This is a genomic window from Bradyrhizobium hereditatis, from assembly GCF_020329435.1.
Classification (GTDB): Bacteria; Pseudomonadota; Alphaproteobacteria; order Rhizobiales; family Xanthobacteraceae; genus Bradyrhizobium; species Bradyrhizobium hereditatis.
Genome location: NZ_JAGKJK010000001.1, coordinates 376,732 through 402,035, shown reverse-complemented (window position 1 = coordinate 402,035; position 25,304 = coordinate 376,732). Strand labels below are relative to the sequence as shown.

25 protein-coding genes are annotated in these 25,304 nt (G+C 63.2%); 10 read left to right on the top strand and 15 right to left on the bottom strand.

Annotation, left to right across the window (positions count from 1 at the left end):
- Positions 1-104 precede the first annotated feature (104 nt).
- Complete coding sequence (locus J6524_RS02045; RefSeq protein ID WP_225668601.1) at positions 105-689, top strand: HdeD family acid-resistance protein; 585 nt, start codon at positions 105-107, stop codon at positions 687-689.
- 218 nt (positions 690-907) lie between these two features.
- Positions 908-1,996, top strand: a complete 1,089-nt coding sequence (locus J6524_RS02040; protein ID WP_225668600.1) for a 3-deoxy-7-phosphoheptulonate synthase — start codon at positions 908-910, stop codon at positions 1,994-1,996.
- Between the two features lie 97 nt (positions 1,997-2,093).
- On the opposite strand, the gene J6524_RS02035 is transcribed toward J6524_RS02040, so the two are convergent.
- The 5 genes from J6524_RS02035 to J6524_RS02015 all read right to left on the bottom strand — a co-directional run bounded on the left by J6524_RS02035 (position 2,094) and on the right by J6524_RS02015 (position 4,990).
- On the bottom strand, positions 2,094-2,324 hold the full coding sequence (locus tag J6524_RS02035) for a hypothetical protein (RefSeq protein WP_312002219.1): 231 nt from the start codon (positions 2,322-2,324) through the stop codon (positions 2,094-2,096).
- Between the two features lie 71 nt (positions 2,325-2,395).
- A complete protein-coding gene (locus J6524_RS02030; protein ID WP_225668598.1) occupies positions 2,396-2,602 on the bottom strand; it encodes a hypothetical protein in 207 nt (68 codons plus the stop codon).
- 7 nt (positions 2,603-2,609) lie between these two features.
- Positions 2,610-3,701: a lysine-2,3-aminomutase-like protein gene (locus tag J6524_RS02025; RefSeq protein ID WP_225668596.1), complete on the bottom strand. Its 1,092-nt coding sequence runs from the start codon at positions 3,699-3,701 to the stop codon at positions 2,610-2,612.
- Complete coding sequence (gene epmA / locus J6524_RS02020; protein WP_225668594.1) at positions 3,698-4,750, bottom strand: EF-P lysine aminoacylase EpmA; 1,053 nt, start codon at positions 4,748-4,750, stop codon at positions 3,698-3,700. The genes J6524_RS02025 and epmA overlap by 4 nt, the downstream gene beginning before the upstream one ends.
- A 12-nt stretch (positions 4,751-4,762) precedes the next feature.
- A complete protein-coding gene (locus tag J6524_RS02015) occupies positions 4,763-4,990 on the bottom strand; it encodes a hypothetical protein (protein ID WP_225668592.1) in 228 nt (75 codons plus the stop codon).
- Positions 4,991-5,300: 310 nt separating this feature from the next.
- On the opposite strand from J6524_RS02015, the gene efp reads away from it, so the two are divergent.
- Both efp and J6524_RS02005 read left to right on the top strand, forming a co-directional pair.
- The gene (efp, locus tag J6524_RS02010) at positions 5,301-5,867 is read left to right on the top strand and encodes an elongation factor P (protein ID WP_225668591.1); all 567 of its coding nucleotides are present in this window, start codon (positions 5,301-5,303) and stop codon (positions 5,865-5,867) included.
- 41 nt (positions 5,868-5,908) lie between these two features.
- Complete coding sequence (locus J6524_RS02005; RefSeq protein WP_225668590.1) at positions 5,909-7,507, top strand: M23 family metallopeptidase; 1,599 nt, start codon at positions 5,909-5,911, stop codon at positions 7,505-7,507.
- 8 nt (positions 7,508-7,515) lie between these two features.
- Here the strand turns inward: J6524_RS02005 and J6524_RS02000 are convergent, their stop codons facing one another.
- Complete coding sequence (locus tag J6524_RS02000; RefSeq protein WP_225668589.1) at positions 7,516-7,995, bottom strand: carboxymuconolactone decarboxylase family protein; 480 nt, start codon at positions 7,993-7,995, stop codon at positions 7,516-7,518.
- A 50-nt stretch (positions 7,996-8,045) separates the two neighbouring features.
- Here J6524_RS02000 and J6524_RS01995 point away from each other — a divergent pair, with 50 nt between their 5' ends.
- A complete protein-coding gene (locus J6524_RS01995) occupies positions 8,046-8,639 on the top strand; it encodes a MarR family winged helix-turn-helix transcriptional regulator (RefSeq protein ID WP_225668588.1) in 594 nt (197 codons plus the stop codon).
- 66 nt (positions 8,640-8,705) lie between these two features.
- Complete coding sequence (locus J6524_RS01990; protein ID WP_225668587.1) at positions 8,706-9,935, top strand: lytic murein transglycosylase; 1,230 nt, start codon at positions 8,706-8,708, stop codon at positions 9,933-9,935.
- A gap of 125 nt (positions 9,936-10,060) precedes the next feature.
- Here the strand turns inward: J6524_RS01990 and J6524_RS01985 are convergent, their stop codons facing one another.
- The gene (locus tag J6524_RS01985) at positions 10,061-10,750 is read right to left on the bottom strand and encodes an FMN-dependent NADH-azoreductase (RefSeq protein ID WP_225668586.1); all 690 of its coding nucleotides are present in this window, start codon (positions 10,748-10,750) and stop codon (positions 10,061-10,063) included.
- 109 nt (positions 10,751-10,859) lie between these two features.
- On the opposite strand from J6524_RS01985, the gene J6524_RS01980 reads away from it, so the two are divergent.
- A complete protein-coding gene (locus J6524_RS01980; RefSeq protein WP_225668585.1) occupies positions 10,860-11,750 on the top strand; it encodes a LysR substrate-binding domain-containing protein in 891 nt (296 codons plus the stop codon).
- 51 nt (positions 11,751-11,801) lie between these two features.
- Here J6524_RS01980 and J6524_RS01975 read toward each other — a convergent pair whose 3' ends face one another.
- Together J6524_RS01975 and recJ are read right to left on the bottom strand one after the other, a co-directional pair.
- Positions 11,802-12,611: an SDR family NAD(P)-dependent oxidoreductase gene (locus tag J6524_RS01975; protein ID WP_225668584.1), complete on the bottom strand. Its 810-nt coding sequence runs from the start codon at positions 12,609-12,611 to the stop codon at positions 11,802-11,804.
- A 41-nt stretch (positions 12,612-12,652) separates the two neighbouring features.
- Entirely contained in the window at positions 12,653-14,494 is a 1,842-nt protein-coding gene (recJ, locus tag J6524_RS01970) for a single-stranded-DNA-specific exonuclease RecJ (protein ID WP_225668582.1), read from the bottom strand.
- 249 nt (positions 14,495-14,743) lie between these two features.
- On the opposite strand from recJ, the gene J6524_RS01965 reads away from it, so the two are divergent.
- On the top strand, positions 14,744-15,838 hold the full coding sequence (locus tag J6524_RS01965) for a methyl-accepting chemotaxis protein (RefSeq protein ID WP_225668580.1): 1,095 nt from the start codon (positions 14,744-14,746) through the stop codon (positions 15,836-15,838).
- 113 nt (positions 15,839-15,951) lie between these two features.
- Here the strand turns inward: J6524_RS01965 and J6524_RS01960 are convergent, their stop codons facing one another.
- The 5 genes from J6524_RS01960 to J6524_RS01940 all read right to left on the bottom strand — a co-directional run bounded on the left by J6524_RS01960 (position 15,952) and on the right by J6524_RS01940 (position 21,004).
- On the bottom strand, positions 15,952-16,671 hold the full coding sequence (locus J6524_RS01960; RefSeq protein WP_225668579.1) for a haloacid dehalogenase type II: 720 nt from the start codon (positions 16,669-16,671) through the stop codon (positions 15,952-15,954).
- A 138-nt stretch (positions 16,672-16,809) separates the two neighbouring features.
- The gene (gene glpX, locus J6524_RS01955) at positions 16,810-17,811 is read right to left on the bottom strand and encodes a class II fructose-bisphosphatase (protein WP_225668578.1); all 1,002 of its coding nucleotides are present in this window, start codon (positions 17,809-17,811) and stop codon (positions 16,810-16,812) included.
- Between the two features lie 79 nt (positions 17,812-17,890).
- Positions 17,891-19,210: a homoserine dehydrogenase gene (locus J6524_RS01950; RefSeq protein ID WP_225668577.1), complete on the bottom strand. Its 1,320-nt coding sequence runs from the start codon at positions 19,208-19,210 to the stop codon at positions 17,891-17,893.
- 27 nt (positions 19,211-19,237) lie between these two features.
- Positions 19,238-20,458, bottom strand: coding sequence for an LL-diaminopimelate aminotransferase (locus J6524_RS01945; RefSeq protein WP_225668576.1), 1,221 nt, complete (start codon positions 20,456-20,458; stop codon positions 19,238-19,240).
- A 276-nt stretch (positions 20,459-20,734) separates the two neighbouring features.
- Positions 20,735-21,004, bottom strand: a complete 270-nt coding sequence (locus J6524_RS01940) for a hypothetical protein (RefSeq protein WP_225668575.1) — start codon at positions 21,002-21,004, stop codon at positions 20,735-20,737.
- Between the two features lie 323 nt (positions 21,005-21,327).
- Here J6524_RS01940 and J6524_RS01935 point away from each other — a divergent pair, with 323 nt between their 5' ends.
- Positions 21,328-23,133, top strand: coding sequence for a PHA/PHB synthase family protein (locus J6524_RS01935; RefSeq protein ID WP_225668574.1), 1,806 nt, complete (start codon positions 21,328-21,330; stop codon positions 23,131-23,133).
- 217 nt (positions 23,134-23,350) lie between these two features.
- A complete protein-coding gene (locus J6524_RS01930; protein WP_225668573.1) occupies positions 23,351-23,755 on the top strand; it encodes an MAPEG family protein in 405 nt (134 codons plus the stop codon).
- Positions 23,756-23,833: 78 nt separating this feature from the next.
- On the opposite strand, the gene J6524_RS01925 is transcribed toward J6524_RS01930, so the two are convergent.
- Positions 23,834-25,237, bottom strand: a complete 1,404-nt coding sequence (locus tag J6524_RS01925; RefSeq protein WP_225669306.1) for an outer membrane protein — start codon at positions 25,235-25,237, stop codon at positions 23,834-23,836.
- Positions 25,238-25,304: the final 67 nt, after the last annotated feature.

Below are 25,304 nucleotides of genomic sequence, written 5' to 3'. Positions count from 1 at the left end.
CTCCGTCGTTGATCTCGCGCAAAAAAGCTGGGAGCATTTTTATCGGCAGGCGGTAGCGGCTATATTCGATATACGATCGGCGCGGCAGGCATCGGGAGCTTCCAATGACCCTTCCCCGGGATAATCCGCCAGACATCGGCAAACTGGAGGCCGCCGTGAACGCTGCGGTGAAGGAGCACTGGAAGGCCTTTCTGTTCGAAGGCGTCGTGCTCGCCCTGCTTGGCCTTGCTGCGATGATCGTGCCGCCGCTGGCAAGCCTTGCCGTCACCATCTTTCTCGGCTGGATGTTCTTGATCAGCGGCATTGCCGGGCTGTTCGTCACCTATTGGGCGCGGCAAATGCCGGGCTTCTGGTGGTCGCTGTTTTCCGCTGCGCTGGCCATACTCGCCGGCGGGATTTTGCTGGCGAGGCCCATGGAGGGCATTCTTACCCTCACCATCGTGGTCGGTGCATATTTTCTGGCCGAAGGCGTCGTCACCATCATGTACGCGCTGGAGCACCGCCGCGAATTGTCGGAACGCTGGTCCTGGCTGGCGTTATCAGGGGCGATGGACCTGCTGATCGCGTTCATCATCGTCGCCGGGCTGCCGGAGTCTGCGCGATGGGCGATCGGCCTCCTGGTCGGGATCAATCTCGTGCTCGGCGGCGCCTCGCTGGTCGGCATGGCGCTTGCCGCACGCAAAGCCTGACGCCGCCGATTATGGGATGACAATACAATTCGGATGGGTTATAGAGCCCGCCATGATCACGTTCGCCGCCAGCAACTTTTGGTATTTTAGCTACGACAGCTCGCTGGCGGTGGGAGGATCGCGCTCAATCTGATGAATTGAAGCATAAAGTCCGAACAGCCGCCAAACCTGGCGGCTTTTTTGTTGGCCGGCAGGTTTCCTAACCAGGAGCCATAGCCGTGTTGAGCACCACCGACGACCTTCGAATTAGCGAACTGAAAGAACTGAGTACGCCGCAAGAGGTGATGCGCGAAATACCGCGCACCTTGACGGCGACACGCGTGGTGATGGCGGCGCGCAACGCCATCCACGCCATCCTGAACGGCACTGACGATCGCCTCCTGGTCGTCGTCGGCCCCTGCTCGGTCCACGATCCCGCCGCGGCCGTCGACTACGCCGAGCGCCTCGCCGCCTTGCGCGAAGAGCTGGCCGACCGTCTCGAAATCGTGATGCGCGTCTATTTCGAGAAGCCGCGCACCACCGTTGGCTGGAAGGGATTGATCAACGACCCCAATCTCGATGGCAGCTTCGACATCAATAGAGGGCTGAGACTGGCCCGCAACGTGCTGTCAGCGGTGAACAATCTCGGCCTGCCGGCCGGCACCGAATTCCTTGACATGACGACGCCGCAATATATCGCCGATCTGATGGCATGGGCGGCGATCGGCGCGCGCACGACCGAGAGCCAGATCCATCGCGAGCTCGCCTCCGGACTGTCCTGCCCGGTCGGCTTCAAGAACGGCACCGACGGCAATGTCCGCATCGCGGCCGATGCCGTGAAGTCAGCCTCGCATCCGCATCATTTCATGGCGGTGACCAAGGGCGGGCGCTCGGCGATTGCGGCCACCACCGGCAACGAGGACTGCCACATCATTCTGCGCGGCGGCAACAAGCCGAACTACGATCGGGATAGCGTCGATGCAGCATGCCGCGAGCTTGTCCGTGCTGGCGTCGCGCCGCGCATCATGATCGACACCAGCCACGCCAACAGCAGCAAGAAGCCGGAGAACCAGCCGCTGGTCGCCGCCGACATAGCGCAGCAGATCGCCGACGGCGAGCAGCGCATCACCGGCGTTATGATCGAGAGCAATCTGGTGGCCGGCCGCCAGGACGTGGTGCCCGGCAAGCCATTGACCTATGGGCAGAGCATCACCGATGGCTGCATCGACTGGGAGACGACGCTGTCGGTGTTAAACGTGCTGGCCGATGCGGTCGCCGCGCGCCGGAACGCGCCATCACGCAGCCTCCGGGAAGAGCGTTCGGCCTAGCGGACCGAATAATCGCGAAGCAGGGCACGCGATCAGCGCGCCCTGCTTCCCATCTCATTTTTTTATCATGCGTCCCGCGTCAGCCAGGAGCGCGCGCTTAGCAGCCGCGGCAGATGCTCTTGATCTTGCGGTCGAGGGCTGCGTTTTCCTTGCTCAAGGGATCGTTCGGGTCGGGCTGGATCTTGCCTTCGTTGGGCAAATCGCTTGGGCGCGGCTGCCGGTGGCCGACCGGCGCCTGCATCACCCCTCCGCCTCCGCCGCTGCCCGAATTCTTCGAAACGGACGAGGATCCTTGCGCGAACGCGTCTGCGCCGCCGATCAGAACCATCAGCGCTGTCAAGAGGATTGTTTTTCGCATTCTGGTTCTCCCGTCTTCCTGTTTTCTCTTCCTGTTTTTTCCTATCGTGCCGGGACGTCGATCGTCGCGCAGTTGCGGCGTCCCTGGGCGGCGCAGTCCTGCGCCTTTCGTACATCGGCCATGGTGCCGAGCAACCAGATTCCGGCGGCCACGAGCACCACGAAGAAGCCGAGCAATACTGCGTTTTCGATTCCGTGGTGGCGCTCATCTTCCGGCGGCTCCCGTTTCTCCTCGCCGTCCTCCGTCATCGCGAGATCACGGTTTTGGCGGATAGAGATGAACGTCGCCGCAATAGTCGACGATACGATACTGCGCTTCTGAAGATAGTGCACATTCGCTGGAACTTGCATGCGACAAATAATTCGGCCCGATGGGTGCCTTCCCATGGCCGCCGGGAATGTCGAGCACATATTCCGGCTGACACAGCCCTGAGACGCGCCCCCGCAAATGGCGCATTAGTTCCTGACCCTCTGCGATGCTGGTGCGCAGATGCGCAGTTCCCGGCGCCAGATCGCCATGATGCAGGTAATAGGGCTTGATCCGGTTTTCGACGAATGCCCGCATCAAGGCTTCCAGAGTCGCCGCATCGTCATTGACGCCGCGAAGCAGCACCGTCTGGCTCACGAGCGGAATGCCGGCGTCAGCCAGCCGTGCGCAGGCACCGCGCGCTTCATCTGTCAATTCGCGCGGATGATTGGCATGAACGGCGATCCAGGTCGTCACGCCGTTGGCGCATAGCGCCCTGATCATCTCACCGTCGATTCGCTTCGGCGCCGCCACCGGCACGCGGGTGTGGATGCGCACGATTTTGACATGATCGATGGCAGCGAGGTCGGTCATGATTTCGGAAAGCCGCCGTGGCGATAGCATCAAGGGATCACCGCCGGTCAGGATCACTTCCCAGATTTCGGTGTGCTTGCGGATATAGTTCAGCGCGTCGCGATAGGCTGCCTCCGACAGCGCGGTCGCCTTGCCGGGCCCGACCATCTCGCGGCGAAAGCAAAACCGGCAATAGACCGCGCAGACATGGACGAGCTTGAACAGCACGCGGTCGGGATAGCGATGCACGATGCCGGCGACCGGCGAATGCGCGTCGTCGCCGATCGGATCGGCGTTCTCGCCAGACGCTTCCTCAAGCTCGCGCGCGCTCGGAATGAATTGCCGCGCGATCGGATCATCGGGATTTTCCGTGTCGATCAGGGCGGCGATCTCCGGCGTCACGGCAATCGCATAGCGCGCGGCGACCCGTTCGAGGTCGGCAAGCTCGGTCGCCTTCGCCAGCCCGCGCTCGACGAGATCGGCGGGCTGGCGCAGTGTTGCCGCCAGTTTCGGATCTATCCTATTCATGTTTCTCCTGCCGGTGGCGTCCACACCACTTGATCGACGCGCAGCGCGCCGCTTGCCAGCATCACCAGCCGGTCGAAGCCAAGCGCGACACCGCTCGATGGCGGCATCGCGGCCACCGCTGCGAGAAAGTCCTCATCCAGCGGGTAGCGCTCGCCGTAGCGCCGTTCCTTCTCATCCATATCAGCAGCGAAGCGCCGGCGCTGCTCGGCGGCATCGGTCAGTTCGCCGAAGCCGTTGGCGAGCTCGACACCGCAGGCATAGACCTCGAAACGTTCGGCGACGCGCGGATCGGCCGCCTTCGCCCGCGCCAATGCCGCTTCCGGCGCCGGATATTCGAACAACACAGTCAAACGCCCCTGCCCCAGATTCGGTTCGATATGCTCGACCAGCACCTTGCTGAAAATGTCCGACCAGGTGTCATCGTCGGTGATCCGCACCCGTTTGCTTGCCGAAGCCGCCAGCGCCGCGCGATCGCCTTCGCCATTCGCGATTGTGGCCAGCACATCAATCTCCGCAAAGCGTTCGAATGCGGAGGCCACCGTCAAAAGTTCCGGCTCGGCGAACGGATCGGCAGTACTGCCACGGAACGAGAATCGGCCGATACCGGTCGCCTGCGCGGCATGTGCGATCACGACGACGGTGTCGGCCATGATGGCGTCATAGCCTTCGTTCGCGCGGTACCATTCCAGCATCGTGAATTCGGGCAGATGCAGATCGCCGCGCTCGCGGTCGCGGAACACGCGCGCGAACTCGAATATCTTGGCTTCACCGGCGGCAAGCAGTTTCTTGGCGGCGAACTCGGGCGAGGTGCGCAAATAGCGCGCCGCGCGGCTGCCGTCCTTGCCGATGACTTCGGTACGCGGGGCATGCAGATGCGTCTCGTTTCCCGGCGACACCTGAAGCACGCCGGTCTCCACCTCGGTAAAACCCTGCTCGTCGAACCAGGTCCGCACCGCCCTTGTGATCGCGCTGCGCGCCACGAGGAACGGCTTGCGGTCGGCATACCGCGCGGCCGACCACCAAGGCGACGGCTGGTCCGTTCCGACCATCAGCATCGATCCTCATTCAGCCGCCACGGCGCGTCCTGTACACGGTCTAGGAAGGCATTCAAGGAACCAGCAAATAGCATTGAAATTATTCGTACTTTCTTCTGAGGCGGCAAGCTTCCTGCTGATCCATCCTTCATGGCGAAACCCGCCGACCTTGTCCATGCCGCGTGACAGGCCGAGGCCGGATCGCTGGAGTTTGAGCAAGTCTCTCAGTCCAATAGCTGGAATTTGCAACGGCATGCGGGCCTATCCGGCGGCAGGTTAGAAAAGTACCGCATTTCTTTTGTTAATGGACCTCTTCAGCGCAGCACCGTGCTACGCCGATGGCCCCACAAATTTAAGCATCTAACGGACGAGACTTCATCTCGCGATCAGGCCGGTCACGACTTACGAAACAGGACCGTTATGGCCTCAAGCGGGCGGCCGGAATGGCCGCAAAACGCTGGCATCGACGGGCAAAATCAGTATGTTGCAGCCCGAAACCGCCTGATTGGCCTGCGGACACCCATAGTCCGGATTGGCCATAGGCCAGAGATTCAGGAAAGCAGCTTTGAAAGTCATCGCAAGTTCTATCCGCAAGGGCAATGTCATCGAACAGGACGGCAAGCTCTACGTCGTTCTCTCCGCCGAAAACATCCACCCCGGCAAGGGAACCCCGGTCAGCCAGATCGAAATGCGCCGCATCGGCGACGGCGTGAAGGTATCGGAACGCTACAAGACCACCGACCAGGTCGAGAAGGCAACCGTCGAGGACCGCAACTTCAATTACCTCTATGAGGATGCCGACGGCTTCCACTTCATGAACACCGAGACCTATGACCAGGTTCAGGTGTCGAAGGAGATCGTCGGCTCGGCCGCGCCCTACCTGCAGGAAAATATGACCGTGAAGCTGTCGATGCACGACCAGAACCCGGTCGCGATCCAGCTCCCGCAGCGCGCGACGCTGGAAGTTGTGGAGACCGAGCCGGTCACCAAGGGCCAGACCGCGTCTTCCTCCTACAAGCCTGCTATTCTCTCCAACGGTGTGCGCACCGCGGTGCCGCCGCACATTGGAACTGGAACACGTATCGTGGTCATGACCGAGGATGGCTCCTACGTCGAGCGCGCAAAGGATTAAGACCGCGCTTTAGAATAGGGGGCACGCCGGGAGGCGATGCATTGGGAATCAGGGCTGTCAGCTTGCTCTCGTGTTGGCTGGCAGCCTTTTGTTTGCTCTGCGTCGGGACATCAGGCGTTTCCGCCACCGAGTTCAGAACGCCGTCGATCACAGCCGCTCGCGTTGAATGGCGCGCTGTTCTCGATCAGCTTCGCAGCGAGATCAATTCCCGGCCGGGCATCGCGCCGCGTTTTACCTTCGCCAGCCGACAGCGAGTGCCGGCCGGCGATCCACGCGCGACGCCCGCGCTGGTGCAGCTCAACGCGATCAATTCGTCGCTCTTCGCGGGCATCGGACGCAGTCCGGTTCCGGTGCTGCTGCCGTTCGATACCTCGGCCTATCTCGAAGCCCAGGCCGGCGGCACGCCCACGCCAGCGGTGTCGCGCTATCAGGCCGACTTCCGGCCCGCCGACTTCTTTCATGCCGGCCCATCCGGCTATGACGCAGTGTTCTCGCTTGATCCGGGCGCGGGGGCCGGCCTGCCGTCACGAATTTTCGCCCGGCCGGTCGAGGTGCAGATCACCGGCTCTATTCTCACTTACGACCTTGCCGATCCGCTCGGCGGAAGGGGCGCTCCGGTCAAGGCGCTCGCGGCGCAATTCCCGGACATCCGCCGGTTCATTCGCGAAGGCTATGTGCGCTACGCCTTCACCCGCTTCGGCGTGCCCTATGTCGTATCGATCCAGTGCCTGGACTCGGCGCCGCGGCCGCGGCGGCTGGCCTGCCGCGAGGCTTACCCGATCGCCGAGCGCTTCCTGAAGGCGCTGCGCATTGCCGGCGGTCAACCGGCCCGTCCACGCCGGGATATTGCGTCCGGGGTTGCCGAACGCCCGGTGTCCCGGTCGCCCGACTTCAGCTATCGCCCGAGCGGCGACATCATCGCCAACAGCAGCGCCCGCAACCGCGGCGGCCGCGCCGATCTCATTACCTATTCGCAGATCCGCTTTCCGCTGCAGAAAGCGCCGGCCTTGGTCAGCTCGCAGCAATTCGGCAAGCGCCGATCCGGCGGCCATCAAGGCGTCTATCCCTGGCGCGACAGTTTTTGCGAAGCCCGCAGCTTCCAGGTCGGGCAATGCGCTGCCGGCTTCGGGCATCAAGGCCAGGATATCCGTCCCGCGCCCTGCCCGCCGAACAGCAACGGCGACAGCGCTTGCCATCCGAGAAGGCAGGCCGTCGTGGCCGTCCGCGACGGCATCCTGATCCGTTCATTGAAGCAGCAGGCGGCAACGCTGCAGATCAATACCCACAATGAGCATATCCGCTTTCGCTATATGCACATGAACCCGTCGGCAATGGATGCGGACGGCATTCTCAACGGACGCCGGGTCGCCGAAGGCGAAAAGATTGGCGTGGTCTCCAACTATCTCGATTTCCCGAACGGCACGTCGTACCACCTTCACTTCGACGTGCAGGTGTTCACGCGCGACGGCTGGATCTGGGTCAACCCCTACACCACGCTGATTGCGTCCTATGAACGCTTGATCCGCGGCCGCGGCCGCGAAATCGGCACCGATCCGCCGGTGGCTGCCGCCGTGGCGCATGTGCTGCCGGAGGATGTGAGCCGTCACAGCGTCCGCCGAGGGGAACGCCGCGAGAATTAGTTCTGGTCTTACGAACCAGCGGCCCCTACCGTCGTCTTCCGCGCAGGCGGCGTCCAGCGAAACGCCGCGCCGAACCTGTTCCACACATTGATCGAGGCGACGGCGGAGGTGAGATAGGCGAGCTCCTTATCCGAAAACTCGGCACTCGCCTCTGCATAGACCTCGTCGCTCACGCCCTCGCTGAGCAAGGTCAGCGCTTCCGTCCATGCCAGCGCCGCCCGCTCGCGAGCAGTGAACTGCGGCGCCTCGCGCCAGACCACCACGAGATTGAGCTTGTCGGCGGGCACGCCGAGCTTCTCGCTCTCCAATATGTGGTACTGCACGCAGAAGGCGCAGCCGTTGATCTGCGAGGCGCGCAGCTTGATCAATTCGAGCAACTGCTTGTCCATGCCCGCGTTGCCCGCGACCTGGCTCAGCGCCCGCACAACCTCATAGGCGTCCGGCGTCAGTGACATGAAGTCTTTGTATTCTTTGCGGGCCTGTGACATCTCTCCTGCCTCATGTTATCAGTGCTCTGATTGATTATAAGAGTACTGATATGTCGCGCAAGGTCGGAGCATTGGCGCGATCGCGCATACCGCAAAGTGCGCGCGCCCAAAAATCGAAAGGCCGCAAAAAGCCGGTCACGCCGAGGTCAGCGGCGCGCCGCCAAGAGACGTCCGTCGAAAATCCTGCGGCGACGGCGATCCGCCCGCCGCCGCCCGGCGAGGGCAAACGCGGCGAGCAAGGCTACCTCGCCTATCTCCTGCGGCAGGCCCAGGGCGCGACGCGGCTGGCGATGGAGCGATCGCTGGCCGATCTCGGCGTGACGACGCCGCAATTCGTCGTCCTGACCATGCTCCGCGCCTATCCGGGCTTATCGGGGGCCGATCTCGCGCGGGTCGCGATGCTGACGCCGCAGACTGTCGGCGTCATCATCCGCAACCTTGAGCGCGCTGGGGCGATCAGGAAGACGCCTCACCCCGTCCATGGACGCGTGCTGCAGTGGACCGTGACACCGCGCGGCGCCGCCCTGCTCGAGAAGTGCCGGCGGCACGCACAGGCGATCGAGCGGCGGCTAGCGGCCGGGCTCTCCGACAACGCCCAGCGCCTGATCCGTCGCTGGTTGGCCAAAATCGCCGCGGATCTGTGAGAAATCGCCGGTTCCCGCGGCGTCATGGCTTTTGGCGCAGGCCCGCCGCGCCGCTAGACTGCGGGCATGAAACAGCCTGATTCCAAGATAGCTCCTACCCGTCGCGCGCTGCTGCAAGGCGGCATCAGTGCCAGCATTCTGCTCGCCGCGCCATCTGCGCTTGCCGCCCCGCCCGGCTTCGACCAGTGGCGCGATAATTTCCGTGCGCGCGCGCTCGCCAAAGGCATTTCGGACGCGACCTGGACGCGGGTAATGGGACGCATCGAGCCCGACATGACCGTGTTCCGGCAGATGCAGAAGCAGCCGGAATTCCACGAGCAGATCTGGCAATACATCAACCGCCGCGTCTCGGATTGGCGCATCATCAATGGCCGCGAAGCGCTGAAGAAGCACGAAGCGCTGTTCGCGCGCATCGAGCGGGACTTTGGCGTCGAGCGCGGCACGCTGCTGGCGCTGTGGGGGGTTGAGTCAGCCTATGGCGACCCGCTGGTGCAGCAGAACCACATGCGTCCGATCTTTCCGGCGCTCGCGGCGCTCGCCTGGAACGAGCCGCGCCGCCGCGCCTATTGGGAAACCGAGCTGATCAACGCGCTTCGGATCGTCGATCGCGGCTGGGGCACGCCGGAGGAAATGCGCGGCTCCTGGGCCGGCGCGATGGGCCATACGCAATGGATGCCGGAAGTCTGGCTCAATGTCGGCATGGACTACGACAAGGACGGCCGTGTCTCGCCGTTCGGCAGGCCTGACGATGCGCTCGGCTCCAGCGCGCGCTATCTGCTCAATCGCGGCAAGTATCACCGCGGCGAGCATTGGGGATATGAGGTCCGCACGTCCGGCGGCGCTGCGAGCGGCAGCCGAACCTATGCGGCGTGGGCCAGCGCCGGCGTGACGCGCGCCGACGGCAAGCCGTTCCCGCAGCCGAACGCCTCGGCGCAGATGTGGGTGCCGGTCGCGGGCGGTCCTGCGTTCCTGCTGGGTCCGAACTTCTACGCTGTGCGCAGCTACAATCCCTCGATGAACTATGCGCTCGCGATCTGCCACCTCGGCGATCGGATTCTGGGCGAGCCGCCCTTCCTCCAGCCCTTCCCTGGCTCGGAGCGTGCGCTGACGCTCGCCGAAGTGCAGGAATTGCAGACGCGGCTCACCAAAGCCGGCTTCGACACCGGCGGCACCGATGGCCGCGTCGGCAACGACACGATGAAGGCGGTCAGGGATTATCAGACCAAGATGGGCCTGTTGCCGGCGGACGGTTATGGCGGGCTGAAGGTGCTCGCGCGGTTGAGGCAGGGCGGGTAACTCCATCATCATTGCGAGCGGAGCGAAGCAATCCATGCCTCCACGTAGGGATAGATGGATTGCTTCGTCGCTTGCGCTCCTCGCAATGACGGCTGGGGCCGCTACCTCGGCGCCACTCCGCCCGCTCACGCGGCCTGCCGCTGCTCCGCTTCCTCCACCAGCCGATCGACTAGTTCATCGACGGCGCGTTCGGCCGCCGCAATCGACGCCTGCAATCGATCACCGCCGAACTCGTCATACTCTACTGCAACGCTGTGGAATGCGGTGACGCCGAGAAAGGCGAACACATCGCGGATGGCACCTTCGACATGATTGATATGAGCGATGCGGCCGCCCGGATCGTACCCGTAATCGCCGCGCGAACTGAACAAGACGAGACGCTTATCCATCCCTGCCAGCAGCGGCGTATAGGGATCGTCCGGCCGCGAACGGTCAAAACCGAACGTACGACCGACCCGCACGACGTTGTCGATATAAGCCTTGAACTGCGCGGGCATCCCGAAATTGTACATCGGCACGCCTGCGACGACCAAATCGGCTGCGATCAGTTCGTTGATGAGAGTATCGCTTTCGGCCAGCGTCTCGCTCATCCATGGCTCACGTTGCTCGGGCTTGGTGAAGGCGGCGCCGATCCATTTTTCGGCGACCGGATGCGGCGGCGAAAGGCCGATATCTCGACTGATCAAAACATCATTTGGCCGCTGTCGCAGCCAGCGCCGAGTAAACCGCTCAGTAAGCCTGCGTGTGTGCGATCCTCTCGAACTTCGGTCTGAAGCCTGGGAACGCGCACTGGAATCAATCCGTAACAGCTTCATGACATACCTCCGATCATCTATAGCAGCTTAGATCGGCGCAGAAAGCTGCATTGACAAACGCAAATTACTCAGCCTATGGATGAGGCAAGTTCATCTATAGGCCGCGGCAATGAGACGTCTGCCTCCATTGATTGGCCTGCGCGCGTTTGAGGCCGCCGCGCGACATCTAAGCTTCAAGCGCGCAGCGCACGAGCTGCACGTCACGCCAACGGCGATCAGTCATCAGGTGCGGCAGCTCGAGGAAACGATCGGCGTAAGCCTGTTCGAACGGCGTACGCGCCAGGTGCTGCTCACGGCAGCAGGGCAAGTATTGCTGCCGGTTCTGCGCGACGGCTTCGATTCCTTTGCGCGCGTGATCGATGGCTTGAGCCGCAAGCCGCGGCACACCGTGGTGACGCTCTCCGCGACGCCAGCGTTTGCGGCCAAGTGGCTGGTGCCGCGCATCGCGGCATTTCGCAAGACGCGACCCGACATCGATCTCACGTTGCTCGCGACGCTGGAAGCCGTCGACCTCGGTTCGGGTGCCGCTGATCTCGCTTTGCGTTATGGCCCCGGACCCTATCCCGATCTGGTCGCCGAGACCCTGACCGTCGATCGCTTTGCGCCGGTCGTAAGCCCGCGCCTCGGTATCAGGAAAACGAGCGACCTTCGGTCAGCAACCTTGCTGCATTTCGACTGGTATCGTCGCGATCCCCGCAATCCGACCTGGCGCCGCTGGATGAAAATTGCCGGCGTTGACGGCATCGACGCGCGGGCGGGCTTGCGCTTCAGCGATGAGACCCATGCGATCCAGGCGACAGTCGCCGGCGCCGGGATCGCGCTGCATAGTCTGCTGCTGGTCTCCGACGAACTGGCGCAGGGCACGTTGGAAGTCCCGTTCGGACCGGAGCTGGAAGGCTTCTCCTTGCACCTCGTGCGCGGCCGCGACAGGCCACTGAGCGAACCGATCGAGGCGGTGCAGTCCTGGTTGCGGACGCAATTTACCGCAGCGTCCCAATAGTGCTCTCACGCCCGTCACAGCGAAGAAGCAAATTTCACCACGGGTTAAGCCTCACGCCCTCCGCGCTACGCCACCTGCATACATCCCGCCGTCGATGACGAGCTCGGTCCCCGTCACATAGCGCGAAGCGTCGGAGGCCAGATACAGCACGCCCTGCGCAATCTCTTCGGCCTGCCCGGCCCGGCCGAGCGGCGTCGCAAGCTTGGCGCGCTCCTCCGGATCGATCGGCGCGTTCTGCCCGCTGCCGGTGGCTCCCACCGGGATCTTGCCCCAGATCGGCGTATCGATGATGCCGGGATGCACGGAGTTGACGCGGATGCCATCGCCGAACGTGGCGCACTCCATCGCGATCGCCTTGGCGAACAGCCGCACGCCGCCCTTGGTCGCGCAATAGCCGGAAAGCCCGGCGGCGCCGCGCAGGCCGGCCAGCGATGACATCATGATGACGGAGCCGCCGCCGGTCTTGCGCATCGCAGGCAGGCAATGCTTCACCGACAAAAACACACCATCGAGATTGATCGCGGTCTGCCGCCGCCAATCTACCAGCGTCATCTCGGTGATCGACGGCACCGAGATGCCGATGCCGGCGTTGGACACCAGCACGTCGAGCCGGCCGTAGCGCTTCATGACATCGGCGACGACCTCGATCCAGCGCTCTTCGCTGGTGACGTCGTGATGCCAGAAGCTTGCTTCGCCGCCCGCCTTCTTGATCCGCGCGACGACCTCCGGTCCCCTGAGATCGTCGATATCGGTCACAGCCACCGAGGCACCCTCGCGCGCCAGCAATTCGCAGATCGCTTCGCCGATGCCGGATGCGCCGCCGGTCACCAGCGCGACTTTGCCCTGAACTTGCCCGGTCATTTCTTCTCCCGCTTTCTGTTTGTTGATTGAGATCGTCTGATTTAGCGTATCACCGCTGGTCCCGGATCCGGCACCGCGACGTCGAGCACGCGCATCTGCACGCGCTCCGCCCCCTGGAAGCGATCAACCGCGAGCGTAGCAGCGACATGCAGGAGCTGGCCGCGGTTCTGCGTCAGCGCATGGCCGAGCTTCTGTCCGATCGATCGGAACGCGATGCCGTTGACGATGGCGCCGTCGCCGGCCTTGAAGCGCACGCGCAAGTGCGCCTGCCCGACTTCGTCGGCATAGACGAGCTGGTGCGCCGGCAGCGCGATCACCGGCTCCGGATTGGCAGCCCCGAACGGCCCGGCGCGGTTCAGCGTGTTGGCGAATTCCACCGTCACGCTGCGCGCGCTGACGGCGCCGTCGATGAACAGCTCGTTCTCGTGACGCGAATTGGCGACATCTTCCGCCAGCGCGCTTTCCATGAAGGCGCGGAATTCCGCCAGTTTCTCTTTCCGCAGCGTGACGCCGGCCGCCATGGCGTGGCCGCCGCCCTTCATCAGCAGGCGATCCTTCACCGCCTGCCGCACTGCTTTGCCGAGATCGACACCTGAGATCGAGCGGCCGGAGCCGGTGCCGATGCCACCCGGCTCCAGCGCAATGGCAAAGGCGGGCCGCGCGAACTTCTCCTTCAGGCGCGAAGCCACGAGGCCAACGATGCCGGGATGCCAGCCTTCGGACGCTGTCACGATCACCGCGCCCTTGTCTTCCAGCCCGAGCGAGGCCAGCGCCTCGGCCTCAGCCTGGGCTTCGGCGGCCTGCTCGATGACGCGGCGCTCGCTGTTCAGCCGATCGAGTTCGGCCGCAATCCGCGCCGCTTCCGAAACGTCGCCCTCAAGCAACAGCCGCACCCCGAGATCGGCGCGCCCGATCCGGCCCCCAGCGTTGATTCGCGGCCCCAGCATGAAACCGAGATGCCAGGCTTCCGGCGGGCCGTTCAGTCGCGCCACATCCATCAGCGCGGTATGGCCGACATGGTCGCGGCGACGCATTGCGATCAGGCCCTTGGCGACGAAGGCGCGGTTCAGTCCGATCAGCGGCGCGACGTCGGCCACGGTGCCGAGCGCCACATGATGCAGCATGCCGAGCAAATCCGGCTCCGGCCGTTCGGCGTTCCAGAAGCCGCGGCCACGCAGTTCGCGGTTCACCGCGACCAGCGTGATCAGCACGAGACCGACGGCGGCGAGATGACCGAGGCCGGAGAGATCGTCCGGCCGGTTCGGGTTCACCAGCGCGTCGACCTCAGGCAACGTCTCCCCGCATTGGTGATGGTCGATGACAACGACCGACATGCCGAGCTTGCGCGCTTCCGCGAGCGGCTCGAGGCTGGTGGTGCCGCAATCGACGGTGATCAGCAGCGTCGCGCCCCTGGCCGCCAGCGCCCGCACCGCTTCCGTATTGGGGCCGTAGCCCTCGAAGATTCGGTCGGGAATATGGATCAGCGGATCGAGCCCGCAATGGCGCAGATGCCAGGCCAGCAGCGCCGCCGAGGTCGCGCCGTCGACGTCATAGTCGCCGAAGATCGCGACCTTCTCGCCGCGCTGTGCCGCGTCAGAGAGCCGTTTGGCCGCCGTCTCCATCTGCGTCACGGTGTGAGGATCGGGCATCAGCTTGCGGATAGTCGGATCGAGATAGTCCTGGACATCATCGATCCCGACATCGCGGCCCGCCAGCACCCGCGCCAGTATCTCCGGCAATTGATAGCGCTGCGTGATCGCCAGCGCCCGCGCCGCTCCCCGCGCATCGAGCCGGTCGCGCCACAATTTGCCGGTCGCCGAACACGACACGCCGAGGAAGGCTGGCGGCGGTTCAACGGGCAGAGCGGATATGGGAAGCGTCATGATTCCTTCGAGAAATAGGGGCAAAGCGCCCCTGCAGCAAACGCAATCACGCGGGGAGCGACGCCAGACTTCTGCCGCCAAAAACAACTTGCACAAAGAACGTGCAACTTGATCAGGCAAAACTACCTCCAAGCCGCCGGAACTTAAACCAATCGTTAGCCATGATCCCCGACAAAGGAGTCGATACGCTCGCGTTGAGTCTCCGCCGATCCGCCAGAAGATCGGCAATTGACTGAGGAATTCCCGCCAATGTCCGTCGCGCTTCGCTCCCAAACCGCAAAGATCGCCAAACAGCCCACCAATGCAGCTGGTACCGAGGACGAGGCTGACGTTTCCGCGCTGATCGCGAGGCTGACCGCGGAGGTCAACCAGGTCGCCTGCGAGAAGACCAAGTCGATCCAGAAGATCACTAACCAGATGAAGATGCTGGCGTTGAACGCGCTGATCGAGAGCTCGCGCGCCGGCGCACAAGGCGCAGGCTTCGCCGTGGTGGCGCAGGAGGTCCGCAACGTCGGCCAGCAGGTCGAGACCATCGCCCGCGAGCTGGAAAGCCAGCTTACCAACCGGACCGGCAATCTGATGAATTCGATCGCAGAGATGGCCGACCGCTCGCGTGGCGAGCGCATGGTCGATCTGTCGCTGAACGCCATCGAGCTGATCGACCGCAACCTCTATGAGCGCACCTGCGACGTGCGCTGGTGGGCAACCGATTCCGCCGTGGTCGATTGCGCGGCGACGCCAAGTTCGGCTGCCGTCACCCACGTGTCGGAACGGATGGCCGTGATCCTCGGCGCTTACACTGTCTATCTCGATCTCTGGCTCTGCGATCTCGACGGCAATGTGCTCGCCAATGGCCGCGCCGATCGTTTCAACGTCGTGGGCCAGAATGTGGCGGCAACCAAATGGTTTCGTACAGCGCGTACCTTGCGCTCCGGCGATGATTACGCCGTCGGCGACGTCGAATGCCAGCCCTTGCTCGGCAACGCCCAGGTCGTGACCTACTGCGCCAGCGTTCGCGAAGGCGGCAAGGCCCATGGCAAGCCGACCGGCGTGCTGGCGATCCATTTCGACTGGGAGCCGCAGGCGCGGGCCATCGTCCAGGGTGTGCGCGTCGGCGCCGCCGACAAGGCCCGTGTGCTGCTGGTCGATTCGAATTTCCGGGTGATCGCCGCGTCCGACGGCCAGGGCCTGCTCACCGAACGGGTTTCGCTGCAGCTCGAAGGAAGACGCTCCGGCTTCTACCAGGACCGTTCCGGAACGATGGTCGCCTTCCACGCCACGCCCGGTTATGAGACGTATAAGGGTCTCGGCTGGTTCGGCGTGATCCAGGCCGGTGCGGGATAGGCTGCGAGGGAAGCGCGTAGGATGGGTGGAGCGAAGCGATACCCATCAACCTCGGTGTGCGAAGTTTCGCGAAGGGCTCAACCCATCCTACGACATAAGCCCCGCGGAGATCGTCAGCATCCTAGCCGGTCGGCGATGCCGCCAAAATCCTTGGCGACGATGTCCCAATCTCCCGTCGCCTCGAAATCATACTTCTGAAGCGGGCCATACTCGGTCGGCCGCGCGACGAACGCGGTCTTGAGGCCGTTCTGCTGCGCGGCTTTCAGATCCCCGTTATGGGCAGCGACCATCATCACCTGCTCCGGCGGCAGGCAGAGCAATTTGGCAGCGCCGAGGTAGGTTTCGGGATCGGGCTTGTAGTGCTCGAACAATTCCGCGGACATGATCAGGTCCCACGGCAGGCCAGCGAACTTCGCCATGTTGGTGAGCAGCGCGACATTGCCGTTGGAGAGCGGCGAGATGATGTATTTCTTCTTCAGCCGCGTCAGCCCCGGCACGCTGTCCGGCCATGGATGCAGGCGGTGCCAGCCCATGGTGAGGTGATGCAGATCGGCATCGCTCAGCCCCTTGATGCCGAACTCGGCAACCAGCTTTTCCAGTGACCGCCGGTGCAACATATCCAGGATCTGATAGCCGCGCTCGGGATGCTTGCGCACCTCGTCCATCGAGGACATGTAGACGGCACGCCAGCCATCGACGAGCGCAGTCCAGTCGGCCGTGATGCCGGAGGTCTTCGACCAGGCCGTGAAATCATTGATGAGGCTGGTGCGCCAGTCGACGACGGTGCCGAACACGTCGAACACCAGCGCTTTGACGGCTGATACGTCGGACATGCGAGCGCCTTCCCTTTTTGTTTTTACGCCGTCGTTCCGGGATGGTGCGCTAGCACCAGACCGGAACCTCGAGATTCTCAGATGCGCAATTGCGCATCATAGTTCGATGCTGCGCATCGCCCCAGAATGACGTTTAAATCAGTCGAGATGAAACTTATCCAACTGCCGGTGCTCGGCCTTGATGTAGCGCACCGTGCCGGTCACCGAGCGCATCACTACCGTTTCGGTCTCGATCACGCCATCCTTGCGGAATTTGACACCTGACAGCAGCGAACCTGTGGTGACGCCGGTGGCCGCGAACAGGCAGTCGCCGCGGACCATATCTTCGATACCGTAGATCATCTTCGGATCGGTCACGCCCATCTTGTGCGCGCGCTCGCGCTTCTCCTCGTTGTCGAGGATCAGCCGGCATTGCATCTGGCCGCCGATGCAGCGCAGCGCCGCTGCCGCCAGCACGCCTTCGGGCGCGCCGCCGGTGCCGATATACATATCGACGCCGGTATTGTCAGGATCGGCGCAATGGATCACACCCGCGACGTCGCCGTCGGTGATCAGCCGCACCGCAGCGCCGGTTGAGCGGATGCTGGCGATGATGTCGGCGTGACGCGGGCGATCGAGCACCAGTGCCGTGATCGCGCCGGGCTCGACGCCTTTGGCTTTGGCGAGCCGGCGGACATTGTCGGCCGGTGACGCGTCAAGCTCGACGACGCCCTTGTCGTAGCCCGGACCGACCGCAAGCTTCTCCATATAGACGTCAGGCGCGTGCAGCAGCGTGCCGCCATCGGCCATCGCCATCGTCGCGATCGCGCCCGGCATGTTCTTGGCGCACAGCGTAGTGCCTTCCAGCGGATCGACGGCGATATCGACCTGGGGCCCTGCGTTCAGGCCGACCTTCTCGCCGATGAACAGCATCGGCGCCTCGTCGCGCTCGCCCTCGCCGATCACGATGGTGCCTTCGATCGGCAGCTTGTTGAGTTCGCGGCGCATCGCATCGACCGCCGCCTGATCCGCCGCCTTCTCCTGGCCATGGCCGCGCAAACGCGCCGCCGAGACCGCCGCGCGTTCCGTGACCCGCACGATTTCGAGCGTGAGAATGCGCTCAAGCAGCAATTGCGGCGGAACGGAAATATGGGTCGACATCGGCTTACTCCTTATGAACCTGCACGGGCCTTCTCGGCCCGCATCAATGCTTTGGCGCGCGATCCGTTCGGACCCCGCGTCAGTTCTTCTCGATTCGTATCACCTGCGGCCGACCGCTGATCACTTTATCGCGTTGAACGGCCGCAAGCGCGCGGTAGACCGCGTCTTCGGAGGTTGCGTAGGTGATCAGGATGACCGGAACCGGCGATCCCTTTTTCGCGGCGCCGTTCGCGTCGACGCCCTCGGGGTGGCGCTGCACGATCGATTCCAGCGAAATCTTCTGTTCAGCAAGGCGTTTTGCGATGGTGGCGGCGGTGCCGGCGAGGTCGCGCGCCATCAAGCGGATGTAATAGCCGCCCTCGTGGCGCTCCATCGGCGCCTTGATGGTATCGCGTAGCCGCTCCACGGGCCGACCGAACGGCTTTGCGCGAATGCCGCGCGCCACGTCGGCAATGTCGGCAACCACGGCAGACGCGGTTGCAGCGCCGCCGGCGCCGGGACCGACCAGCGTGATCGCGGGAATGCCCTCACCGTCGATGGTCACGGCGTTGGTGACGCCCATCACCTGCGCGATCGAGGACGATTTCGGCACCATGGTCGGATGCACGCGCTGCTCGATGCCCTTGGTGGTCCGCACCGCCACCCCAAGCAGCTTGACGCGGTATCCCAACTCTTCCGCTGCGCGCAGATCTTCCGGCGCGATCGAGGAGATGCCTTCGACATAGACCGCGCTCTGCGCCACCTTGGTGCCGAAGGCGAGGCTCGCCAGGATCGCAAGCTTCTGCGCGGTGTCATGGCCGTCGACGTCAAAGGATGGATTGGCCTCGGCATAACCGAGCCGCTGCGCGTCTTTCAGACATTCGGCAAATGACAGCCCCTCCTGCTCCATCCGGGTCAGGATGTAATTGCAGGTGCCATTGAGGATGCCGTAGACTCGGTTGACGCCGGTGCCACAAAGCCCCTCGCGAAGGGTCTTGATGACGGGAATGGCCGCGCCGACGGCCGCTTCGTAGTTGAACGCGCCGCCGTGCTTCTCGGCAGCTTTTGCCAGCCGAATTCCATGCTTGGCGATCAGCGCCTTGTTGGCTGTTACCACCGACTTGCCAGCCTTCAGCGCCGCCTCGATCGCCGACAGCGCCGGGTCGCCTGAACCGCCCATCAGTTCGACGAAGCAATCGACGTTGGGATCGCTGGCCAGCGCCAGCGGGCTCTTGGCCCAATCGATACCGCGCAGGTCGAGCGAGCGCTTTTTCGCTTTCGATCGCGCGGTGACGGCAACGACGCGTACGCCTCGCCCGCTGCGCTCCGACAGCGTCCGCGACTGCTCCTCGATGAGACGGACCACTTCGGCGCCAACGGTGCCGAGCCCCGCGATACCCACTCTCAGGGGTGCGACCATGAATGAGAGAACCTGCAATAAAAGGAATTAGCGCCGGTTGGCGAGAGGAACCACGTTGTGCAACGTTTCAATGCCGCTTTCAAGGAAACGGCGCACGCCGCGTGCGGCCTGGCGGATACGCTGTTCGTTCTCCACCATGGCAATGCGGACATAGCCTTCGCCATGCTCGCCAAAGGCGACGCCGGGCGAAACCACCACGCCGGATTTCTCTACCATCAGGGTCGCGAACTGCATGCTGCCGACGCCCTCGAAAGCCTTGGGCAGCGGCGCCCAGGCGAACATCGAGGCCTGCGGCGGCGGAATTTCCCAACCCGCCCGGCCGAACGATTCGACCAGCGCGTCGCGCCGCCTGCGGTAGGTGTCGCGCATTTCCTTGATGCAGTCGTCCGGCCCGTTCAACGCGGCAGTCGCCGCCACCTGGATCGGCGTGAACGCGCCGTAATCGAGATAGGATTTCACCCGCGCCAGCGCGGCGATGATCCGATCGTTACCGACGGCAAAGCCCATGCGCCAACCTGCCATCGAGAACGTCTTCGACATCGAGGTGAACTCGACGGTGACATCGATGGCGCCGGGTACCTGTAGCACCGAGGGCGGCGGATTCCGGTCGTCGAAATAGACCTCGGCATAGGCCAGATCCGACAGGATGAAGATCTCGTGCTTCTTCGCGAATGCCACGAGATCCCGGTAGAAATCGAGATCGGCGACATAGGCGGTCGGGTTCGAGGGATAGCAGACGATCAGCGCGATCGGCTTCGGGATCGAATGGATGATCGCGCGCTCGACCGCCCCGAAAAACTGCGGCGTCGGTTCCGACGGCACCGAGCGGATCACGCCGCCCGCCATCAGAAAGCCGAAGGCATGAATCGGATAGCTCGGATTGGGGCACAGCACGACGTCGCCCGGCGCGGTGATCGCCTGCGCGACGTTAGCAAAGCCTTCCTTAGAGCCGAGCGTCGCAACGACCTGGCTGTCCGGATTGAGTTTTACGCCGAACCGGCGCGCGTAATAGGCGGCTTGCGCCTTGCGCAACCCGTTGATGCCGCGCGAGGCCGAGTAGCGATCGGTTCGCGGCTTGCCCAGCGTCTCCTTCAGCTTCTCGAGCACGTGGGGCGGCGTCGCCAGGTCCGGATTGCCCATGCCCATGTCGATGATGTCGGCCCCGGCGTTCCGCGCGGCTGCCTTGGCCTGGTTGACCTTCTCGAACACGTAAGGCGGCAGACGGCGGATACGGTAAAAATCTTCCATGGGACCCTTGCTCCGGCAACCGGCGGGACAGAATCGGGGAACTCTCGCGAGAATCGAAACCGTATCGCGGTTTCGTTCAGAAATGGCGCTTAATCAATGATTTAGCGCGAATTCAGGCACGAGGTCGTTAAGGCTCTGGGCCCGCAATGCGGTTGAATTGGGTTCTTTTACCATGGGAGCCTGGCAGCGCCAGATTTATAGTGTTTTCACGCTCTGTCCGGACCTGATTTCGGGGGCGGTCAGCGCCGGGGAAGCGCTTCAAAATGACGGCTCTTCTCACTTCTTGGCCGGTTTTGCCGGGGCAGCCGGGCTGGCTGCAGCGGCCTGACGGTCCCGGGCGGCGGTCAATTCTGCCTGGATTTTAGCCAGCTCGGCCGGCTTCATCGCCTCCTCAGTGCGGTCCGGCGGCAGGTCATGAACCGGTAAATAGCCACCGGCTTCCTTCGGGCGCTCGGGCGCGTCCGCCGGCAGGCCAAGCGACGGCATATCCGCGATCTGCGTCGAGCAACCGCCGAGCGCGATCGTTGCCGCGCACAGCGCCGCCATCGGCCACAGCCTTATCGTCCGGCTTACCGGCATCCGTCCGGAAATCCCCAACTACCTATGCCGCGCACATGCATATCCCGACGTCATATGGATACGCTGGTACGAGCTTTGCAACGCTAAATCGTCCCGCGCGTTGATTTCGCTGTAGTAGTTCAAACCATTGTTGCGCGAAACGATTAAAGCCCAAAGAGCAAATCGAGCCGATGCGGCTGCAATGTGTCCGAACACGCAAACTTTATCGCAGTGCAACAGGTTGGTTAATCAAAACCATTGCATCAATCCGCGCGGTGACGAACGCAAAATGAAGCTATAGTGTTCCTGATATGAGTGACGTCAACACCGAAACCCAGGCTTCGACAACATTCAACGCCGAAGCCTTCGCCATGAACATCGCGAGAGCGATGGAGTCGAGCGGCCAGGCGCTCGCGGCCTATCTCAAGCCGCGCGAGGACGGGGAACCAAAGGACAAGCCGCCCAGCGAAATCGGTGAAGTAATCAAGACATTCTCTGCGGTCGCCGAATACTGGTTCTCGGACAAGGAGCGCGCCGCGGAATTGCAGACCAAGCTGGGCAAGGCCTATCTCGATCTCTGGGGTTCGGCGGCGCGTCGCATGGCAGGCGAAGCGGCCAAGCCCGCAATCGAGCCGTCGCCGCGCGACAAGCGCTTCAAGGACCCCGAGTGGAAATCGAATCAGTTCTTCGATTTCATCCTGCAGCTTTACCTGCTCACCACGCAGTGGGCGCAGGAGCTGGTGAAGAACGCCGAAGGCATCGATCCGCATACGCGCAAGAAGGCCGAGTTCTACGTGCAGCAGATCACCAACGCGATCTCGCCGTCGAATTTCGTGCTCACCAATCCGGAAGTGCTGCGCGAGACGCTGGCCACGAGCGGCGATAATCTCGTTCGCGGCATGAAGATGCTGGCCGAGGACATCGAGGCCGGACGCGGCACGTTGCGAATCCGCCAGTCCGACCCGTCGAACCTCGTCGTCGGCGTCAACATGGCGACGACGCCGGGCAAGGTGATCTACCAGAACGACCTGATGCAGCTGATCCAGTATACGCCGACGACGGAAACGGTGCTGCGCACCCCGCTCCTGATCGTGCCGCCCTGGATCAACAAGTTCTACATTCTCGATCTCAAGCCGGAAAAATCATACATCAAATGGTGCGTCGATCAGGGCATCACGGTGTTCGTGATCTCCTGGGTCAATCCCGACAAGGAACTCGGCAAGAAGACCTTCGACGACTACATGAAGGAAGGCCCGCTCGCCGCGATGAACGTCATCGAGAAGGTGACGGGCGAGATGAAAGTCCATACCGCCGGCTACTGCGTCGGCGGCACCCTGCTCGCCTCGACGCTGGCCTGGCTCGCCGAGAAACGGCGCCAGCGCGTCACCTCGGCGACACTCTTCGCTGCGCAGGTCGATTTTACCCATGCCGGCGATCTGCTGGTGTTCGTCGATGAGGACCAGATCTCGACGCTGGAGCGCGAGATGGAGGCGCGGGGCGTTCTCGAAGGCAGCAAGATGGCGATGGCCTTCAACATGCTGCGCTCCAACGACCTGATCTGGTCGTACGTCGTCAGCAACTACCTGAAGGGACAGCAGCCCGCGTCCTTCGACCTCCTGCACTGGAATTCCGACGCCACGCGCATGCCGGCGGCCAACCATTCCTATTACCTGCGCAACTGCTATCTGGAGAACCGACTCTCCTCCGGCAGCATGGTGCTCGACAACACGCTGCTCGACCTGTCGAAGGTCAAGGTGCCCGTCTACAATCTGGCGACCCGCGAGGACCACATCGCGCCGGCGGACTCCGTGCTCTATGGCTCGCAGTTCTTCGGCGGCCCGGTCAAATATGTGCTGTCCGGGTCGGGCCATATCGCGGGCGTCGTGAACCCGCCGGCGGCTGGCAAGTACCAGTACTGGACCAACGACAACATCAAGAACGTCTCGCTCGCCGAGTGGCTGAGGAACGCCACCGAGCACAAGGGTTCGTGGTGGCCCAACTGGCTGCAATGGCTGGAAGGCATCGACGCCGAGCGCGTGCCCGCGCGCGCCGTCGGCTCGGAGGAACTGCCGCCGATCGAGGACGCGCCCGGCAGCTACGTCAAGGTCCGTGCATAGCGCTGCGGCGCCCACTTCGCTATAGTCCTGCTGCGTCATGAGCCCCTCATGGTGAGGAGCGCGAAGCGCGTCTCTAACCATGAGGCCCGTCGGTGGCCTACATCCTTCGAGACGCCCGCTCCGCGGGCTCCTCAGGATGAGGGTTTGAACGACTGTGACGTAGTAGAGATAACCCGATATCCCGCGCCGGGATTCGAAATCAGTTGAGGGGAAGACAATGACACCGACGAGTGAATTGTTCTGGCTGACTCTGACCGTGATTTTGACCGGGCTGATGTGGATCCCCTACATCATCAACCGCTGTCAGGTGCGCGGGCTTTCCGGGGCGATGGCAAATCCTTCGCGCAGCGACAAGCCGCACGCTGAATGGGCCAATCGGCTGATGTTCGCCCACGACAACGCAGTCGAGAACCTGATAATCTTTGCCCCGCTGGTCCTGATCCTGCACGATCTCGACTATTCCACCAAATGGACCGTCTATGCCTGCGCGGTCTATTTCTGGGCCCGCGTCGCGCATCTGATCGTCTACACGCTCGGCTTGCCAGTCTTCCGCACGCTCGCCTTCACCGTCGGCTTCCTCGCCCAGGCCGTTCTGGCGCTGGCGATCTTCAAGGTGGTTTGAGGAACTCTCGTTCATCTAGAGAAAGAAGAAACCCCGCAGCTCGGCTCCGGGGTTTCTCTTTGGCGTTCCCAACGCCACTCAGTACTTGGCAACAACAGGCGAATTGAAGTGGTAGTTGATGCCGGTGCGGAAGATGTGTTCGGTGACTGAGCGGGTTGCCGTCGCCGGAACAGCGCCGAAGACAAAGTTGTCCGAGGTCGAGCCGAGATCGACGTAGAGATATTCTGTCTTGGTCGTCCAGTTCGGGCCCAGCAATCCGAGCAGCGTGAACGGCGTCTCGATGCCCGCGCCCGCGGTCCAGCCGGTCTTGGTATGCTCGAACGATTGTGTCACCGGCCCGACGAAGGAGGTCGTGTTGATCTTGGTCTTGACGCTGCCGTAGGCAAGACCGCCGGTCGCATAGAACAAGGTCGATCCGACCGAATAGCCCAGCCGGCCGCGCACCGTGCCGAACCACGGCAGCGTGGCGTCGTAAGCCGCCGTGAGCCCGGGCGTGCAAGAGAGAATGCAGGTCTTGTCATCCTGCTGGGTGCTGCCCTGGATATCGGCCTCAAGACCGAACACCCAGTTGGCCGCCTGCCAATTGTAGCCGGCCTGCACGCCGCCATTGATGCCGTCGGGTGCGAGGTTGAAGGTCTGAAGGATCGGCACTGCCGGAATGCTCAGCGTGCTGCGGTCGCGTCCGATGCCAGAGCCGAAATTGCCGCCGAGATAGAAGCCGGCCCAGTTTGCGGCCGCGACCGGCGCATAAGCGCTGCCGCCGATCCGGTAGTTCAGACCGACCCGGAAGATGTTCTCGCGCAGTTCGGTCTGGATCGGCGTGGTGGCGCCTAACGTGGCGAGGTCGCTTTTGTTGCCGAGATTGAAGTAGAGATACTCGATCTTGCCGGTCCAGTTGCCGCCCAGCGCGGCTTCGACGCCGCTGCCGATCACCCAACCGCCCGCCGTGCGCTCGTTCGAAAATGTGTTGGTGATGCCGCCGAACGATGCGCTCGCATTGGTCTTGACGTTGGCGTAGGCGAAACCGGCGGTGAAATAGCTCAGCACGGGCCCCTTCGCGATGCCGATTCGTCCACGCGCCGTCCCGAACCAATCCAGCTTCTGGCTGTAGCTTCTCAGAACACCGGCCTCGCTGAAGGTGGTGCGGTCATCGAGGCCTGCGCCCTGAATGTCCGCCTCGATACCGAAGACGATCGGTCCGAGAAACGAGCCGGTCTGCCAATTATAGCCGACCTGACCGCCGCCGAAGCCGCCTTGCGGCGAGACGTAGAACGAATTGACCGATCCTACGCCGAGCCAATCATGCTGGAAGCGATCGCGGCCAAGACCGACGCCGGCGTTGACGCCGATGTAGAAGCCGGTCCAGTCATAGACGGCGGCCAGTGCGGGGGCTTTGGTGTAAGGGCGGGCAGCGAGGTCTGCGGCGAGTGTCGGGGCGGAGCCCAGGCCAACGAGCGCGGTGGCCAGCAGATACTTCTTCATTTTCATTAACGGCATTCCCAGTCCGGCATTTCCAGAACGTCCCGACACAGGCACTGCCGGTACTTCG

Coding starts and splice junctions, on each gene's coding strand:
- J6524_RS02045 (WP_225668601.1), top strand. CDS start 105: ATGACCCTTCCCCGGGATAATCCGCCAGACATCGGCAAACTGGAGGCC.
- J6524_RS02035 (WP_312002219.1), bottom strand. CDS start 2,324: ATGGTTCTGATCGGCGGCGCAGACGCGTTCGCGCAAGGATCCTCGTCC.
- J6524_RS02030 (WP_225668598.1), bottom strand. CDS start 2,602: ATGACGGAGGACGGCGAGGAGAAACGGGAGCCGCCGGAAGATGAGCGC.
- J6524_RS02025 (WP_225668596.1), bottom strand. CDS start 3,701: ATGAATAGGATAGATCCGAAACTGGCGGCAACACTGCGCCAGCCCGCC.
- epmA (WP_225668594.1), bottom strand. CDS start 4,750: ATGGTCGGAACGGACCAGCCGTCGCCTTGGTGGTCGGCCGCGCGGTAT.
- J6524_RS02015 (WP_225668592.1), bottom strand. CDS start 4,990: ATGCCGTTGCAAATTCCAGCTATTGGACTGAGAGACTTGCTCAAACTC.
- J6524_RS02000 (WP_225668589.1), bottom strand. CDS start 7,995: ATGTCACAGGCCCGCAAAGAATACAAAGACTTCATGTCACTGACGCCG.
- J6524_RS01995 (WP_225668588.1), top strand. CDS start 8,046: ATGTCGCGCAAGGTCGGAGCATTGGCGCGATCGCGCATACCGCAAAGT.
- J6524_RS01990 (WP_225668587.1), top strand. CDS start 8,706: ATGAAACAGCCTGATTCCAAGATAGCTCCTACCCGTCGCGCGCTGCTG.
- J6524_RS01985 (WP_225668586.1), bottom strand. CDS start 10,750: ATGAAGCTGTTACGGATTGATTCCAGTGCGCGTTCCCAGGCTTCAGAC.
- J6524_RS01980 (WP_225668585.1), top strand. CDS start 10,860: ATGAGACGTCTGCCTCCATTGATTGGCCTGCGCGCGTTTGAGGCCGCC.
- J6524_RS01975 (WP_225668584.1), bottom strand. CDS start 12,611: ATGACCGGGCAAGTTCAGGGCAAAGTCGCGCTGGTGACCGGCGGCGCA.
- recJ (WP_225668582.1), bottom strand. CDS start 14,494: ATGACGCTTCCCATATCCGCTCTGCCCGTTGAACCGCCGCCAGCCTTC.
- J6524_RS01965 (WP_225668580.1), top strand. CDS start 14,744: ATGTCCGTCGCGCTTCGCTCCCAAACCGCAAAGATCGCCAAACAGCCC.
- J6524_RS01960 (WP_225668579.1), bottom strand. CDS start 16,671: ATGTCCGACGTATCAGCCGTCAAAGCGCTGGTGTTCGACGTGTTCGGC.
- glpX (WP_225668578.1), bottom strand. CDS start 17,811: ATGTCGACCCATATTTCCGTTCCGCCGCAATTGCTGCTTGAGCGCATT.
- J6524_RS01950 (WP_225668577.1), bottom strand. CDS start 19,210: ATGGTCGCACCCCTGAGAGTGGGTATCGCGGGGCTCGGCACCGTTGGC.
- J6524_RS01945 (WP_225668576.1), bottom strand. CDS start 20,458: ATGGAAGATTTTTACCGTATCCGCCGTCTGCCGCCTTACGTGTTCGAG.
- J6524_RS01940 (WP_225668575.1), bottom strand. CDS start 21,004: ATGGCGGCGCTGTGCGCGGCAACGATCGCGCTCGGCGGTTGCTCGACG.
- J6524_RS01935 (WP_225668574.1), top strand. CDS start 21,328: ATGAGTGACGTCAACACCGAAACCCAGGCTTCGACAACATTCAACGCC.
- J6524_RS01930 (WP_225668573.1), top strand. CDS start 23,351: ATGACACCGACGAGTGAATTGTTCTGGCTGACTCTGACCGTGATTTTG.
- J6524_RS01925 (WP_225669306.1), bottom strand. CDS start 25,237: ATGAAGAAGTATCTGCTGGCCACCGCGCTCGTTGGCCTGGGCTCCGCC.